The sequence below is a fragment of the Glutamicibacter arilaitensis genome (assembly GCF_044793945.1).
Taxonomy (GTDB): domain Bacteria; phylum Actinomycetota; class Actinomycetes; order Actinomycetales; family Micrococcaceae; genus Glutamicibacter; species Glutamicibacter arilaitensis_B.
In genome coordinates this window covers 2,334,353-2,348,275 of record NZ_CP084994.1, presented here as the reverse complement: position 1 = coordinate 2,348,275, position 13,923 = coordinate 2,334,353, and the positions used below count along the sequence as shown (strand labels likewise).

The window sequence follows — 13,923 nt, the reverse complement described above, 5'->3', positions numbered from 1 at the left end:
CATCCCAGTGCTTTGGGCAATGACATTGCCCGCACCGGGATGTGTCCAATAAGTCATTTCTAGCGGGTGCCCGACATCTTCTCGGCGTAGGCCACTAAGGTGCGAACCTGAGAACCTGTGCCGTTCTTCGGGGTGTAACCCCAAGGCGACCCCTCGTTAAAGGCAGGACCAGCAAAGTCGATGTGCGCCCAAGGAATTTTCTGGCCGTCAGTTTCGCCCACAAATTCTTCCAGGAAAACCGCAGCGGTCATCATTCCGCCCATGCGTTCGCCAATGTTTGCCAGATCCGCCACCTGAGAATCGATGCTCGGACGAAGCTCTTCGGGCAACGGCATAGCCCACGCGAGCTCGCCGACTGAATCTGAGGCGGCCACCAAATCGTCACGTACCTGCTCGTTGCCCATGATTCCAGCGGTGCGCAGACCCAATGCGAGCATCTGTGCTCCGGTCAATGTGGCAATGTCGATCACCACATCCGGATTCTCCTGGCTGGCTGCTACCAAACCGTCGGCCATGACCAAGCGTCCTTCGGCATCGGTGTTGAGTACTTCAACCGTCTTACCACCGAGCATGGTCAACACGTCGCCCGGACGGGTCGAAGCGCTGCCTGGCATGTTCTCGGCCAGGCATAGCCACGCGGTGACCTTCAGATCGAGGCCAAGCTCGGACACTGCAGCAATGGTATGGAAAACTGCAGCGGCACCTGACATATCCGACTTCATCGCGTGCATGCCGGAAGCTGGTTTGATCGAGATGCCACCGGTGTCAAAGGTGATGCCCTTGCCCACCAGCGCCAAATGCTTGGCGGCCTTGGCCGGGGAGTACTCAACCTTGACCATGCGTGGCTGACGTGCAGAACCGCCGCCTACGCCCATCAAGCCGCCGAAGCCTTCCTTGGTTAGTCGCTTCTCATCAAAGATGGTGACCTTCAGCGGCAAGGACTTGGAGAAGTCCTTTACTGCGGTGGCAAAGGTTTCAGGGTACAAGATATTGGCCGGGGTGTTGATCAGATCTCGAGTGCCGCGTACAGCACGGCCGATCACTGCGGCGCGCTTGAGCAGGGCAGGCAGATCCTTTGAGGTGGCGACAGCGGTAGCGATGAAGGCTTCGCCAAGAACTGGCTTGTCGCTCTTCTTCGAGCGGAAGTTCTCAAAGCGGTATGCGCCCAGAGCCACTCCTTCGGCTACGGCTGAAACTCGTTCCAAGGTGTCGGCCGGCAGGGCGAAGATCGCAGTCTTGGCGTTGGAAAGCTGGCGTGCTGCCGAGCCTGCGGCTCGACGCAACTTCTCATCGTTGAGTTCGGATAGATCTTTCACTCCCAAGCCGATGAACATGATCGTCTTGACCTTGATGCCTTCTGCAGCTGGAAGTACGGTTACTTCGTCTGCGGAACCGGCGACGTTCAGCGCGGTGAGCGACTGTTCCAGAGCGGAGGTGGTTTCTGCTGCGAGTGGCGAAGCTGCGATGGATACCTTGTCGCCGTTTTTCAGCACACCCAAAATGAGGGCGTCGGCGTTTTTACGTTTGATGTCTGCACCAATGGCGGTCAACGTGAGATCACTGGAGTTGATCACAAAATCATTCCTTCTATGCCTTTGTAGGGTCTAAGGACGGTTCAGCCCGCGGGAATAACCGGTGGATGGAGCCGGTGAGCTGAGTATTTCCTACACTCGATGTTAGCCGAGGTTTTAGTCTGGCGTGCGATACTTCACAGCGAGCGAAAGGCTGAACGGATAGGATAAGTTCTCGAGCTTTAAGTAACCGCCTCGGCTTAGCGGTACCGAAAACGATTGAGGTGTGAATGTCCAAGGATCCGTTGATGACTCTGGTCAGCACTAACTTGGACGATCCGAGTCTGCAGGGCCTGGGAATGTATGTTTCATTGCGTGGAGTATCTGACGCAGGCCATGCGCATGACTTGGTGAGCAACGAACTCTTCGGACATTTGAGTTCCGAACTCTATGCTCGTTTCGACGCCGATGAGCTTGTTGTTTACACCGCCCAGCGCCCAAGGGTCTCATTTCTCGGCGATCACTTTGCCGGCTATCAAGAGCCGCGCATCGAAATTTATCTGATGACCGATGCACTGGACCGGAAGTTCTGGTTCCTCACCGGAGTCGAGCCAGATTTGCGCTGGGAACGCACTATTGCCGAGTTGCTCAACTTTATCGACGCATTCAACGTGCAATTGGTGTCTGGCACCGTGTCGCTTCCGATGCCAGTTCCCCACACTCGCCCAGTGGGAGTGACCGCTCACGGAAACCGCAAAGATCTCACCGAGAACATCTCCACCTGGAGCCCTACCGCCGAAACCCCCTCTGGGCTGATGGCGCTCTTGGAGATCCGCCTGAATGATGCGGGTCGTGACGTCGTGGGCTACTCATTGCACACGCCGCACTATTTGGCTGAGTCCGAATATCCCGCCGTCGCAGTAGCCGCCTTAGAGCATGTGGGCGCCGCACTGAAGCTGGCGCTTCCCACGGAGAAGTTACGCGAAGCGGGCCGGTTGATCGAATCACAGCTGGCCGAACAGATCGAAGGCAACAACGAAGTCAAACAAATGGTGCTCGGTTTCGAAAAGCGTTTTGACGAGCACGCGCAAGAACACGAACGGCGCTCGCTGTTACTGGACGAAGACGAAAACATGCCCAATGCCGAGGAACTGGGGGCAAGCGTTGAGGACTTCCTAGCTACAATCGACAACAGCACCGACTGGCTGAACGCCAACAGGAACACCGGGGGAGCGGACTCTCCATCGGGTGACCCAGAGCAGTGATCCAGTCGCACCTGAACTCGACAAAATCTTGGCTTGTGGTTTGCGCCGGAATATTTACCTATATGGCAGCCGTGTCCCAACGAACAAGTTTTGGCGTGGCAGGTCTTCAAGCCACCGAACGGTTCGAAGCCACGGCGCAGATCTTGGCGTCATTTTCGGTGGTTCAACTAGTTGTCTACGCCGGCGCTCAAGTTCCCGTAGGCCTGTTGCTGGACAAGATTGGTCCGCGCATCATGATCATCGCTGGTTCGGTGTTGATGGCTATGGGACAAGCGTTCCTAGCTATTTCAACTAGCGTTCCCATGGGTTTGGGCGGAAGGATCCTAGTCGGTTCGGGCGATGCGATGGTGTTCGTCTCGGTACTTAAGCTGCTGCCATTGTGGTTCTCCGGTTCCCGAATCCCTGTATTGACACAACTGGTAGGTACTTTCGGGCAAGCCGGACAATTAGTCAGTCTTTTCCCTTTTCACCTGATCCTGGTGCAGTTTGGATGGACGCCGGCGTTTTCGGTCATGTCGGGTCTGGCATTAGCTAGCTTGCTAATCGCCATAACTTTGATTCGCAACGGTCCTGGCTGGGCGCATTTGAGCGAAGGCGCGCCGATGCGTACCCGGGATCGATTAACCACCGCCTGGCGGCAACCCGGTACCCGGCTTGGGTTTTGGACTCACTTTACGACCTCTTTCATGATCAACGTTTTCTTGTTGACCTGGGGATACCCCTTCTTAGTCCAAGGCCAGGGGCTCGACGGTGGCTTCGCTTCGGGATTGATGTCAATTTTCGTCGCGGTGGCGGTCTTGTATGGACCGCTCCTCGGAGCGTTGACTGCCAGATACCCGCATAAGCGCTCAAACTTTGCTCTTGGAGTTATTGGCGCAATGGTGTTCATGTGGGCGATCGTGTTGCTCTGGCCTGGCGCAGCACCGTTGTGGGTGCTGATCCTTTTGCTGGTGGCAGTGGCGGCCGGTGGTCCTTCATCGGTCATCGCCTTCGACTTTGCCCGGACTTTCAACCCGCCAAACATCATGGGGACCGCAATCGGACTGGTCAACACCGGTGGGTTCTTCGGTGGGTTTGTCACCATTTACTTGGTTGGAGTCGTCATGGACTGGCTTTATGTAGCTAACGGGTCGGTGGGCGAGCTCTACAATCTACCGGCCTTCCGCATCGCGCTGTCGGTGCAATTTGTGATGGCAGCTATCGGTGTGACTTTCATGTTGATTGAACGACGCAAGGCGCGACGGCAGTAGCCCAAAATACGGTAAGAACACTTCTCCACAGCACGCGCTGATCTGAAACATGGAATGGTTTTTGGGGCGCATCGTGGGGTTATGACTACTACACCCGAACGGCAGCCTCTTTCGCTATCTGATTGCGATGACGTGCTCGCCTACATTCCCCACGCTCTTGGCTTTCACCCGCAAAAGTCCATGGTTCTCCTTCTGCTCGTCGGTCAACGCCTTGAAGCGACGCTTCGTGTCGACCTGCCAAGCGAAATACATGAAATAGATCGCCAGCCGTGGGTGGCCCAAGTGCTCAGCTTGCTGCGACGACTACCGCAGGTGCGAAGCGTGGTCGCGGTGGTATACGCACCGGGAGACATCAAAATCTCACAGAAAATCCCTTACCAGCAGATGATCGCCGAACTCGACGAAGCCTTTGGTCATGGTGGCATCCAGCTACGTCAGGCCTGGTGCATATGCCGCGAGCGAGTCTGGGACTACAACGACGGTGATGTTGGAATAACTTTCGCACGGCCAGACATCGCGCTGGGCGAAACCAACCTGTCGCTGGTACTTGCTGGATCTGCACCATTGGACCGCCCGTGGGACGGCACCGGCATAGCTATCTGGGCCAACGCGGCAGAAGTTCGAGAGCTCACAAGCTCGTTGGGAAACGATCTGCTGGATTGCCTCGACGCGTGGGCAGAAGTCCTTAACCTGAGTGCTGATGAGGCGCTGGAACGCATTCATTCGAGTTCATTGAGCAGTGCGCGAATGCTTGCGGGGCTGAGAATTCGCATGGTCCGTGATGTGCTGCCTTTCCTCGCTGGTATTGGCTCGGCGCAAACTATAGAAATGACTAAGCAATTGTGCGTTGGAAATGATGGCGAGCAGGTCAAACCCTTGGCAGATTTTCTCTTGGGGCGAGGATGGCAGAGTCCGGACTGGAGGCGGCTGGAACGCCTATGGATGGTTTCCCGTGATCTTCTCGGTGTAGCACTTGACGGTGAACGTCACGCCTTGATGTGTATCTTGGCCTGGATCGAGTGGGCGCGCGGGCGCGGCTCCATGGCCATCACGTTGCTCGATCAAGTGCTCGAAGAGCAGGGAGACTATCGCTTAGCTCAGCTTCTTCGAGAGCTTATGAATCGAGGCTCCATGCCCGAATGGGCGACCGACGAACTGCGCGCTTGGCGAGCCCAACTGGGCTAGCAGACGCGCGGGTGACCGAGTCAAGTGGTGTCTGTGGGCGAATTAGTGGATAATGAAAAAACAGACCCGGTTAGGTTCGAGTTGTCTAGGTTCCAGAAACGTCGTTTTTGGGAACATTAGACGCGGTTGGTGCGTTGTTATCAATGTACCCGTCGTTGCGTTGTGTCACTGATACAGCGCATTCGGACTTGACAGGGTCATAGTGGTGTTACCGGCAGGTGCATCCGGAACGCATCGTTAGAAAGGTTATTCGTGTCATCTTCTGAGACGAACGCTAATCGTATGGCTACTGAGGCTGAGGCCACAGCGACCGAGGAAACGGCAGAAACTCCTGTCGCGAAAAAGCGCGCTACCCGTGCGAAGGCTAAGCCTCGCGCAAAGAAGACTACTACTTCCGAAGAGCCGGAAGTCGAACAGGGTTCTGAAGAATCCGAAGACGATGTTGAGTCGGGTGCCACTGACGCAGCTGGCGCCAAGGACGGCTCGGCAAAGCCAGAAGAAGAATCCAAGGGATTCACCTTGTCTTCCGCCGATGATGATGCTCCCCAGCAGCAGGTCATGGTTGCAGGTGCAACCGCCGACCCGGTCAAGGACTACCTAAAGCAGATCGGTAAGGTCGCACTGCTTAATGCAGAGCAAGAAGTCGACTTGGCTCTGCGTATCGAAGCTGGGCTTTTCGCTACCAATAAGCTGTCCAAGGATGATGGCTCAATTGATCAGCGCCTCCGCTGGGACTACGAGCAGATCATCCACGACGGAAAGATCGCAAAGAACCACCTTCTTGAGGCGAACCTTCGCCTTGTTGTCTCGTTGGCCAAGCGTTACACCGGACGTGGGATGCTTTTCTTGGACTTGATCCAGGAAGGTAACTTGGGCCTGATCCGTGCAGTTGAGAAGTTTGACTACACCAAGGGATTCAAGTTCTCTACCTACGCAACCTGGTGGATTCGTCAGGCCATTACCCGCGCCATGGCAGACCAGGCACGTACCATTCGTATCCCGGTTCATATGGTTGAAGTCATCAATAAGCTGGCACGTGTACAGCGACAGATGCTTCAGGATCTGGGCCGCGAACCGACTCCAGAAGAGTTGGCTAAGGAACTGGACATGACTCCTGAAAAGGTTGTCGAAGTTCAGAAATACGGTCGCGAACCGATCTCGCTTCACACCCCGCTTGGTGAAGATGGCGACTCTGAATTCGGTGACTTGATTGAGGACTCCGAAGCGGTCGTTCCGGCCGATGCGGTTTCCTTCACCCTGTTGCAGGAACAGCTGCACTCGGTTCTGGACACCCTGTCTGAACGCGAAGCAGGCGTTGTAGCTATGCGCTTTGGTCTGACCGATGGTCAGCCGAAGACCTTAGACGAAATCGGTAAGGTTTACGGTGTGACCCGTGAGCGTATTCGCCAGATCGAGTCGAAGACCATGTCGAAGCTGCGACACCCATCGCGTTCACAGGTTCTGCGTGACTACCTAGACTAAAGTTTCGATGTTATGCGATCGCAGTATCCTTCCTGAGGATGCCGCGATCGCATTTCTTTTTAAGGAACTTCTCGGAGACACAGCACATTAATGCAGGAAGGGTGATCCAGCGTCGGCTGGATCACCCTTCCTTTGAACGGAACTGAAGTCCCTGTTCTTAGTCGTTAATGTCGACCTTTGGCTTTTCGTAAAGTCGTGCCGACTCGTCCTGCCAGACCGAAGTGATTGGGCGTAGCTTGGGTTCCACGGAGCGTGCGTGGTGGGCACAGAAGAGTAGCTCTCCGCTGTTCGAAGCCAGCACGGCCCGTACATAGGCCTGTGCGCCACATCGGTCGCACCGGTCGAGGGCACTTAGTTCACGACTAGTGGTAGTTGTAGTCATTGCCAGCCTCCTTAAATCGATGTTCACTCTATACAACCAGCTTTGGCACTGACTTTATGCCCAAAACTGTGTGCTTTCGCTTACCGCGTAGCGATTGTGGAGAACTTTTGATGAAACTTGAGGGAATTACCGACCGGACGATAACGCCAAATTCGAACACATAAACGAGTAGAATGAATAGTAGTTTATTCTTTTCCCGCGTCAGTAGGAGATTGCACCCTCGTGGCCTCAGCCGATAATTACAACGCACGACATCTCTCCGTTCTTGAGGGTCTCGAAGCCGTACGTAAGAGACCTGGCATGTACATCGGGTCTACCGATTCTCGTGGCTTGATGCACTGCCTTTGGGAGATCATTGATAACTCGGTCGACGAGGCGCTAGGCGGCTTCGGGCAGTCCATCAATGTCATCTTGCATGCCGATGGCTCGGTCGAGGTGCATGACGATGGGCGTGGTATTCCCGTTGACATCGAGCCGAAGACCGGTCTCAGTGGCATGGAAGTCGTTTTCACCAAACTTCATGCCGGCGGTAAATTCGGCGGAGGCTCCTATGGTGCCTCCGGTGGCCTGCACGGTGTAGGCGCTTCGGTGGTTAATGCCTTGTCGGCTCGACTAGATGTCGAAGTCGATCGTGGCAGTAAAACCTATTCGATGCAGTTCCGCCGTGGTGAACCGGGTAAATTCGCTGACCGCGGCCGGCCCAAAGCTGATGCTCCGTTCGCAGCGCATGAGAAAGCCACCGTTCCGGAAATTATCGGTAAAACCAAGCGCGGGGTGACTGGTACCCGTATCCGTTATTGGGCCGATGACCATATTTTCACATCGGATGCAAAGTTCTCATATGAAGAACTCCAGAATCGCGCTCGGCAGACTTCGTTCCTAGTTCCTGGTCTGCGGATCACCCTGCGCGACGAACGCGGGCTGGCCGGAACCGCCGGAGCCGATGGACCTTTTGAGGAAATTTTCCAGCACGATGGCGGCATTAGCGAGTTCGTCGAGTACCTGAGCAGCGATTCATCGGTCACAGACGTATGGCGAGTCCATGGTAGCGGTTCGTTCCATGAGAAAGTCCCCGTAATCGACGAAAATGGTCGGAGCCATATCGAAGACGTTCAACGCGTGTGCGAAGTGGACGTCGCATTGCGTTGGGGCATCGGATATGACACCACCATCCAAAGCTTCGTAAATATCATTGCCACGCCCAAGGGCGGAACACATATCGCAGGATTCGAGCAGGCACTGCTGAAGTCCTTCCGCAAGAACGTCGAAGCAAATGCTCGCAAACTCAAATTTGGTCAGAAAGACAAGATTGAGAAAGACGATGTGATGGCCGGGCTGACGGCTGTGCTCACCGTGCGGCTTGCCGAACCACAATTCGAAGGACAGACCAAGGAAATTCTTGGTACCTCGCAGGTTCGACAGATTGTCACGAAGGTTGTCGAAAAGGCGCTGAATGAGCGCCTTGCATCTACCAAGCGCAACGAAAAGGTCGAAGCCTCGACGCTTCTTGAAAAAGTCGTCAACGAGATGAAGTCCAGGGTTTCAGCCCGAATGCACAAGGAAACTCAGCGTCGTAAAACTGCGCTCGAGTCTTCCTCGCTTCCAACCAAGCTGCTCGATTGCCGCAGCAAAGAAGTTGGGCGTTCAGAACTCTTCATCGTCGAGGGCGACAGTGCATTGGGTACTGCGCGAGTGGCGCGGTCCAGTGAATTCCAAGCGCTATTGCCCATTCGAGGCAAGATCCTCAACGTGCAGAAGGCTTCGATTTCCGACATGCTCTCAAATGTGGAATGCGCAGCCATGATTCAGGTGATTGGTGCAGGGTCGGGGCGTAGCTTCGATATCGAGCAGGCGCGTTACGGCAAGATCATCTTGATGACCGATGCTGATGTTGATGGGGCGCACATTCGTACGCTGCTGCTGACACTTTTCTATCGGTACATGCGTCCAATGATCGAGCACGGCCGTGTGTATGCAGCAGTGCCACCATTGCATCGAATCGAGGTCATCAATCCCGGGTCGAAATCGAACGAGGTAATTTACACATACTCCGAGGCCGAGATGGTTGCTCTTCTGGCCAAGCTCGAAGTCGAAGGAAAGCGCTACAAAGAACCGCTCCAACGATACAAGGGCCTTGGTGAGATGGACGCTGACCAGTTGGCCGAGACGACTATGGATCCTCGTCATCGGATGCTGCGTCGCGTTGGCATTGAACATGCTCAGGCGGCCGAGGAAGTCTTCGACTTACTGATGGGTTCGGACGTCGCTCCGCGCAAGAACTTCATCATCGCCGGCGCTGAGAACCTTGAACGGGATCGCATCGACGTGTAGTTGATCGCAATATTTCCGCATCAGGGGCAGCCCTCCTAGACATCGCGCATAACTGCGAGTCTAGGAGGGCTTTTGCGTCGCTTCTGGTGCTGGGCTGCGCGCGCCGGTTACCAGGACAGTAAACGAGGGGCGATGAGCAAGATGGTGGGGCATACCAGAAGTAGCACGGTGCAGGAGAGAACCAGAAAATTTTGCAACCGGTTCAGCGGCGCTACCGGTGTCAGCAGACGTTGCAACCGCCGTGATGAAACTTCGCCGCCAGGCATCCCCACGACTTCGCCTGGGGCGCTAGTTAGGGCACCTTGGGACGCTCCAAGCGGCGCGATAGAAGAGGCGACGCTAACTATGGCACGAAGGAGGACCGATCGATTCACTGATTCCAGGGCTTTGTCATCTGCGAGCATTTCGATCAGTTGTCGTACCGCGTCTAGTGACAGACGCGAGGTTGGCAACCAGGGCAATGCCTCATGCCAGGCAGTAAAGGCAAGAATTAGGAGATCGTGTCGTTGATCGAGATGTGAGTTCTCGTGCGAGATGACGGCACGTTGTTCCTCGGAGGAAAGCTGAGTTAGTAGGCCTTTTGACAGTACCGTGACCGATCCATTAAACCCCGGGACGCAATAGGCCACTGGAAGATCATGATCGAGCACTAGCGTGTTGGGGCGGGTTTGCGATGGGTTACTCAACAACCGCAAGAGATGGCGATGCCTAGCTCGCTGTCGGGTCGTGCGCCACGAAGCTCGCACTAGGGTGAGCACAAGATGGAAGGCGAAGAGGACCGCCGTACTCAATGCAAATAAGTGAACGACGCCGGGGAACTTAATGCTGGTATCGCCGGTGACTAGGAGCCAGCCGGCATGCAGCGCTGAGATGAGATCGTTGCCGAGCGGAGTCAGCCCCCAGACGAGCATGGAGCCAATCATGGATAGGCCGCCGCCCAGGGCGATAGCTTGCCAGAGCAGTACCGCTGCGACCGGAGCGCGTGCGGTCCATTTTGCTTTAGACAATGCCAACGGCGTCGGCCACGCCAAGACGATAGCCAACGCCGCTAGGAAATATGAGGTGAGAAGCACTCAGTCCCCGAAGTTCATGTTACTCAGACGGTCTTTACAGAATCCAAGATAGCACGCAGGGAGACTGCTTCCTCAGCCGAGATTCCTCCGATAAATCGGGCGAGGACAGCTTCGCGATCTTGAGCAGTGCCCAAGGCGTCGTTTAGCAGCCCAACAGTATGGTCCTCGCGAGACGAGGACGCTGTGTATCGATGTGGACGAGTGGAGCGCTCGCGCGCCACTAGTCCCTTCTTCTCCAGTCGTGCCAACACGGTTAGTACCGTGGTTACTGCGAGTTCTTTAGCATCAGTACCGAGCGCCGCTAGGGCATCACGAAGATCATTAGCGGTAAGCGGTTCTGCAGAATCCCACAGCAGGTCCATGACGGAGCGTTCCAGATCGCCAAGGCTGGCCACCAGGTCTTACCTCACTTGCTTTAGTGCTGATGCAGTGCTGCCATCCTCCAAAGAGGAATCAAAACATTCTGCTTGGAGTCTTCATTGTATAACCGTTTGTTCGATATTTCTACGTGGCGTAAAAATATCGAATGATGACTGGGTTTGCAGATAACAAATTTTGCCCGGTAGGTGACAGGTGCTGCTTAGTGTTGACTTGGACTTTTTTGTTTCAGAAAGTTCAACCTGTGTCAATGCTAGGAATCTTGATTTTTTCCATTCCGATCAATCCGTTGCGCCCCTGGAGGCCCTCGAGTTCTACAAGCTGTCGAAGTTGGTCTATTCTGGCAATGAGGAAAGTTTCTACGGCTTGTAGAAATCAAGTATTGAGTTCTCGCGATAGTTGAGGAATCCATGGATGTATTAGAGATTGCTCGGTGGCAATTTGGCATTACCACCGTGTACCACTTCCTGATGGTGCCGCTTACGATTGGCCTCGGATTGACCGTTGCCGTGATGCAGACGGTCTGGCACAGAACTGGCAACGAACACTGGTTGCGCATGACTAAGTTCTGGGGCAAGCTCTTTCTCATTAACTTCATCATGGGTGTAGCCACAGGCATCGTCCAGGAATTCCAGTTCGGAATGGCGTGGAGCGAATACAGCCGGTACGTTGGCGATGTATTTGGCGCGCCGCTGGCCATGGAAGCACTGCTCGCCTTTTTTGTGGAATCCACTTTTCTTGGACTATGGATCTTTGGTTGGAAGAAATTACCTCGGCGGATCCACTTGGCCACAATCTGGTGCGCTTCATTGGCTGCGATCCTTTCGGCCTACTTCATTCTGGTAGCCAATTCATGGATGCAACATCCCGTGGGCACCGAACTCATCGACGGACGCGCGGTGATGACCGACGCGTGGGCAGTCTTCACCAACAACACAGCGCTCGTAACCTTCCCGCACACAATTTTTGGCGCATTTGCCGTCGCCGGAGGGTTCCTATTGGGCATCTCTTGGTTCCACCTGTATCGCCGGCGCAAGGAAGGCATCGACAACGTTGACGCCAAAGGACGAGTCATCGTCGGCGAGGACCCGAGCAAGGGCCGGGTTCGCGATCGCAAAGACCACAAGGTCTGGATCACTTCATTGCGTATCGGCGCAGTCATCGCCATGGTCTCGTTCCTCGGGGTCGCATTGTCCGGACATGAACAAGCAAAGCTCATGTTCGAGCAGCAGCCCATGAAGATGGCAGCCGCCGAAGCTGCATGCCACGACGGAACAGGCTTCTCGGTGCTCACCCTAGGAAACGTGAGCACCGAAGGAGCGACCACCTGTGACGACGTTGTGGCAGTTTTCGAACTACCGGGGCTGTTGTCCTATCTGGCCAACGGCGACTTCGATACTCCGGTCAAGGGTGTGAACACACTGATTCCTGAATATCAGGAGAAGTACGGCAGCCACTACCCGGATGACCCGGCTTTCGGGCAGTACGCAGGCGAAGAAATCAGCTACCTACCGGTTATGGAAGTAACCTACTGGGGATTCCGGCTGATGATCACCCTCGGAGGGCTCTCGGCGGTCGCTGCAGCCCTGGCACTGTGGCTCACTCGCAAGGGGACGGTGCCGCATAGCAATTGGCTATCACGGCTAGCTCTGCTCAGCATCGCGGCACCCTTCGGCGCGAACTCGGCAGGCTGGATCTTCACGGAAATGGGAAGGCAGCCCTTCACCGTAGCGCCGAACCCTCAGATGGGCGGTGTCGACCAAGTATTTATGTACACCGCCGCCTCGGTATCCCCAACCGTGAGCGCCGGAGAAATGCTGTTCTCATTGATCACGCTGACCTTGGTTTATGCGGTGCTGCTGGTAGTGGAACTGGTGCTGCTCACCCGATACATCAGAGGAGGCACAGGATCGGCGATGCCGGAGCTGTTGGATACCGGGCAGAAATCGGACAAGGACCCTAGCGACGACGATGGCGATGTACTCGCCTTCGCATATTAGACAGGCGGAAAGTAATGGATTGGCTTCCAACTCTCTGGTTTATTCTCATTGCCGTGCTTTGGACCGGTTACCTATTTCTTGAAGGTTTCGACCTTGGCATCGGAATGCAGATCGGTTTGGGGCGTGGCGGCGAGAAGCATAAGCGCGTTCTTCTCAACACCATCGGTCCGGTCTGGGACGGAAACGAAGTGTGGCTGCTCACTGCCGCTGGCGCTACCTTCGCGGCCTTCCCGCACTGGTATGCATCGCTCTTTTCCGCCTTGTATATCCCGTTGACGCTCATCCTAGTGGCATTGATTTTCCGCGCGGTAGCCATCGAATACCGGGGGAAAGCCGAAAGCACGAGAACTCGCGGGCTTTGGGATCTAGCCTTGGGGTGGGGGTCGCTTGTTGCGGCTTTCGGCGTTGGCGCAATGCTGGCCCTGACCACCCTCGGCTTGCCGTTGAACGAAAATGGGGATCGGGTCGGTGGTCCATTCGCATGGCTCACGTGGTCCGCAATACTCGGCGGTGTCGCGGTAGTGGCTTTCAGCTGGATCCACTCGATCGCCTTCCTTCGGCTAAAAACGGACGGGCCAATCCGCGCCCGTTCGGGCAAGCTCTTTGTCCGTTGGCTCCCACTGAGCATCGCACCGCTGTTGTTGTGGTCCCTCGTCGTTCTCCTCGGACAGCGCTCGCCTATTGCCTGGGGGCTTTTCGCTCTAGCCCTGGCTACGGTGTGCAGCGCTTGGATTAGCGGACGGTCGGGACACGAAGGCAGGTCTTTCATCGCCCTGGGCATCACCCTGCTGGCCGCGGTGGCGGCGATCTTCGTCGCGGTCTTCCCTGTGGTGCTTCCTTCGACCATTGACGCGGCCTTTGACCTGACCATCGAAAACGCGTCGAGCTCGCCCTACACACTGAAGCTGATGAGCATCGTTGCAGCCTTCGGCGTGCCCTTGGTCCTTGCCTACCAATCTTGGAGCTACTGGGTGTTCCGCAAGCGCATCAGCGAAAAGCACATCCCGGAGGATCACTTGGTGACCTCGGTTGTGAACTAGTCCAGCCGGCTCGAAAGGAACATCTC

Annotated in this window: 11 protein-coding genes; 7 read left to right on the top strand and 4 right to left on the bottom strand. The window is 55.6% G+C overall.

Annotated features, from left to right (window positions below; genetic code table 11):
• Nucleotides 1-59: 59 nt before the first annotated feature.
• Nucleotides 60-1,574, bottom strand: coding sequence for a leucyl aminopeptidase (locus LG294_RS11065; RefSeq protein WP_404285665.1), 1,515 nt, complete (start codon nt 1,572-1,574; stop codon nt 60-62).
• A gap of 245 nt (nt 1,575-1,819) precedes the next feature.
• Here LG294_RS11065 and LG294_RS11060 point away from each other — a divergent pair, with 245 nt between their 5' ends.
• From LG294_RS11060 to LG294_RS11045, 4 genes are all read left to right on the top strand, one after another.
• Nucleotides 1,820-2,776, top strand: coding sequence for a proteasome assembly chaperone family protein (locus LG294_RS11060; RefSeq protein ID WP_404285663.1), 957 nt, complete (start codon nt 1,820-1,822; stop codon nt 2,774-2,776).
• Between the two features lie 95 nt (nt 2,777-2,871).
• Nucleotides 2,872-4,026 carry a nitrate/nitrite transporter gene (locus LG294_RS11055; RefSeq protein WP_404285661.1) on the top strand — a complete coding sequence of 385 codons (1,155 nt, stop codon included), beginning with the start codon at nt 2,872-2,874 and terminating at the stop codon, nt 4,024-4,026.
• An 81-nt stretch (nt 4,027-4,107) separates the two neighbouring features.
• Nucleotides 4,108-5,211: a DUF4192 domain-containing protein gene (locus tag LG294_RS11050; RefSeq protein WP_404285659.1), complete on the top strand. Its 1,104-nt coding sequence runs from the start codon at nt 4,108-4,110 to the stop codon at nt 5,209-5,211.
• Between the two features lie 282 nt (nt 5,212-5,493).
• A complete protein-coding gene (locus LG294_RS11045) occupies nt 5,494-6,693 on the top strand; it encodes an RNA polymerase sigma factor (protein ID WP_404285657.1) in 1,200 nt (399 codons plus the stop codon).
• Nucleotides 6,694-6,850: 157 nt separating this feature from the next.
• Here the strand turns inward: LG294_RS11045 and LG294_RS11040 are convergent, their stop codons facing one another.
• Nucleotides 6,851-7,075, bottom strand: coding sequence for a hypothetical protein (locus LG294_RS11040; RefSeq protein ID WP_404285655.1), 225 nt, complete (start codon nt 7,073-7,075; stop codon nt 6,851-6,853).
• A 222-nt stretch (nt 7,076-7,297) separates the two neighbouring features.
• On the opposite strand from LG294_RS11040, the gene LG294_RS11035 reads away from it, so the two are divergent.
• Nucleotides 7,298-9,406, top strand: a complete 2,109-nt coding sequence (locus LG294_RS11035) for a type IIA DNA topoisomerase subunit B (RefSeq protein ID WP_404285653.1) — start codon at nt 7,298-7,300, stop codon at nt 9,404-9,406.
• 107 nt (nt 9,407-9,513) lie between these two features.
• Here the strand turns inward: LG294_RS11035 and LG294_RS11030 are convergent, their stop codons facing one another.
• Together LG294_RS11030 and LG294_RS11025 are read right to left on the bottom strand one after the other, a co-directional pair.
• Nucleotides 9,514-10,479 carry a M56 family metallopeptidase gene (locus LG294_RS11030; protein ID WP_404285651.1) on the bottom strand — a complete coding sequence of 322 codons (966 nt, stop codon included), beginning with the start codon at nt 10,477-10,479 and terminating at the stop codon, nt 9,514-9,516.
• A 23-nt stretch (nt 10,480-10,502) separates the two neighbouring features.
• Nucleotides 10,503-10,874 (bottom strand): BlaI/MecI/CopY family transcriptional regulator, encoded by a 372-nt coding sequence (locus tag LG294_RS11025; protein ID WP_404285649.1) that lies wholly within the window; start codon nt 10,872-10,874, stop codon nt 10,503-10,505.
• A 393-nt stretch (nt 10,875-11,267) separates the two neighbouring features.
• On the opposite strand from LG294_RS11025, the gene LG294_RS11020 reads away from it, so the two are divergent.
• Both LG294_RS11020 and cydB read left to right on the top strand, forming a co-directional pair.
• Complete coding sequence (locus LG294_RS11020; RefSeq protein WP_404285647.1) at nt 11,268-12,857, top strand: cytochrome ubiquinol oxidase subunit I; 1,590 nt, start codon at nt 11,268-11,270, stop codon at nt 12,855-12,857.
• Nucleotides 12,858-12,871: 14 nt separating this feature from the next.
• The gene (gene cydB, locus LG294_RS11015) at nt 12,872-13,897 is read left to right on the top strand and encodes a cytochrome d ubiquinol oxidase subunit II (protein ID WP_404285645.1); all 1,026 of its coding nucleotides are present in this window, start codon (nt 12,872-12,874) and stop codon (nt 13,895-13,897) included.
• Nucleotides 13,898-13,923: the final 26 nt, after the last annotated feature.

Excerpts from the sequence above, each read along its gene's own strand:
- LG294_RS11050 (WP_404285659.1), top strand. The coding sequence starts at position 4,108 with ATGACTACTACACCCGAACGGCAGCCTCTTTCGCTATCTGATTGCGAT.
- LG294_RS11020 (WP_404285647.1), top strand. The coding sequence starts at position 11,268 with ATGGATGTATTAGAGATTGCTCGGTGGCAATTTGGCATTACCACCGTG.
- cydB (WP_404285645.1), top strand. The coding sequence starts at position 12,872 with ATGGATTGGCTTCCAACTCTCTGGTTTATTCTCATTGCCGTGCTTTGG.
- LG294_RS11045 (WP_404285657.1), top strand. The coding sequence starts at position 5,494 with ATGGCTACTGAGGCTGAGGCCACAGCGACCGAGGAAACGGCAGAAACT.
- LG294_RS11040 (WP_404285655.1), bottom strand. The coding sequence starts at position 7,075 with ATGACTACAACTACCACTAGTCGTGAACTAAGTGCCCTCGACCGGTGC.
- LG294_RS11060 (WP_404285663.1), top strand. The coding sequence starts at position 1,820 with ATGACTCTGGTCAGCACTAACTTGGACGATCCGAGTCTGCAGGGCCTG.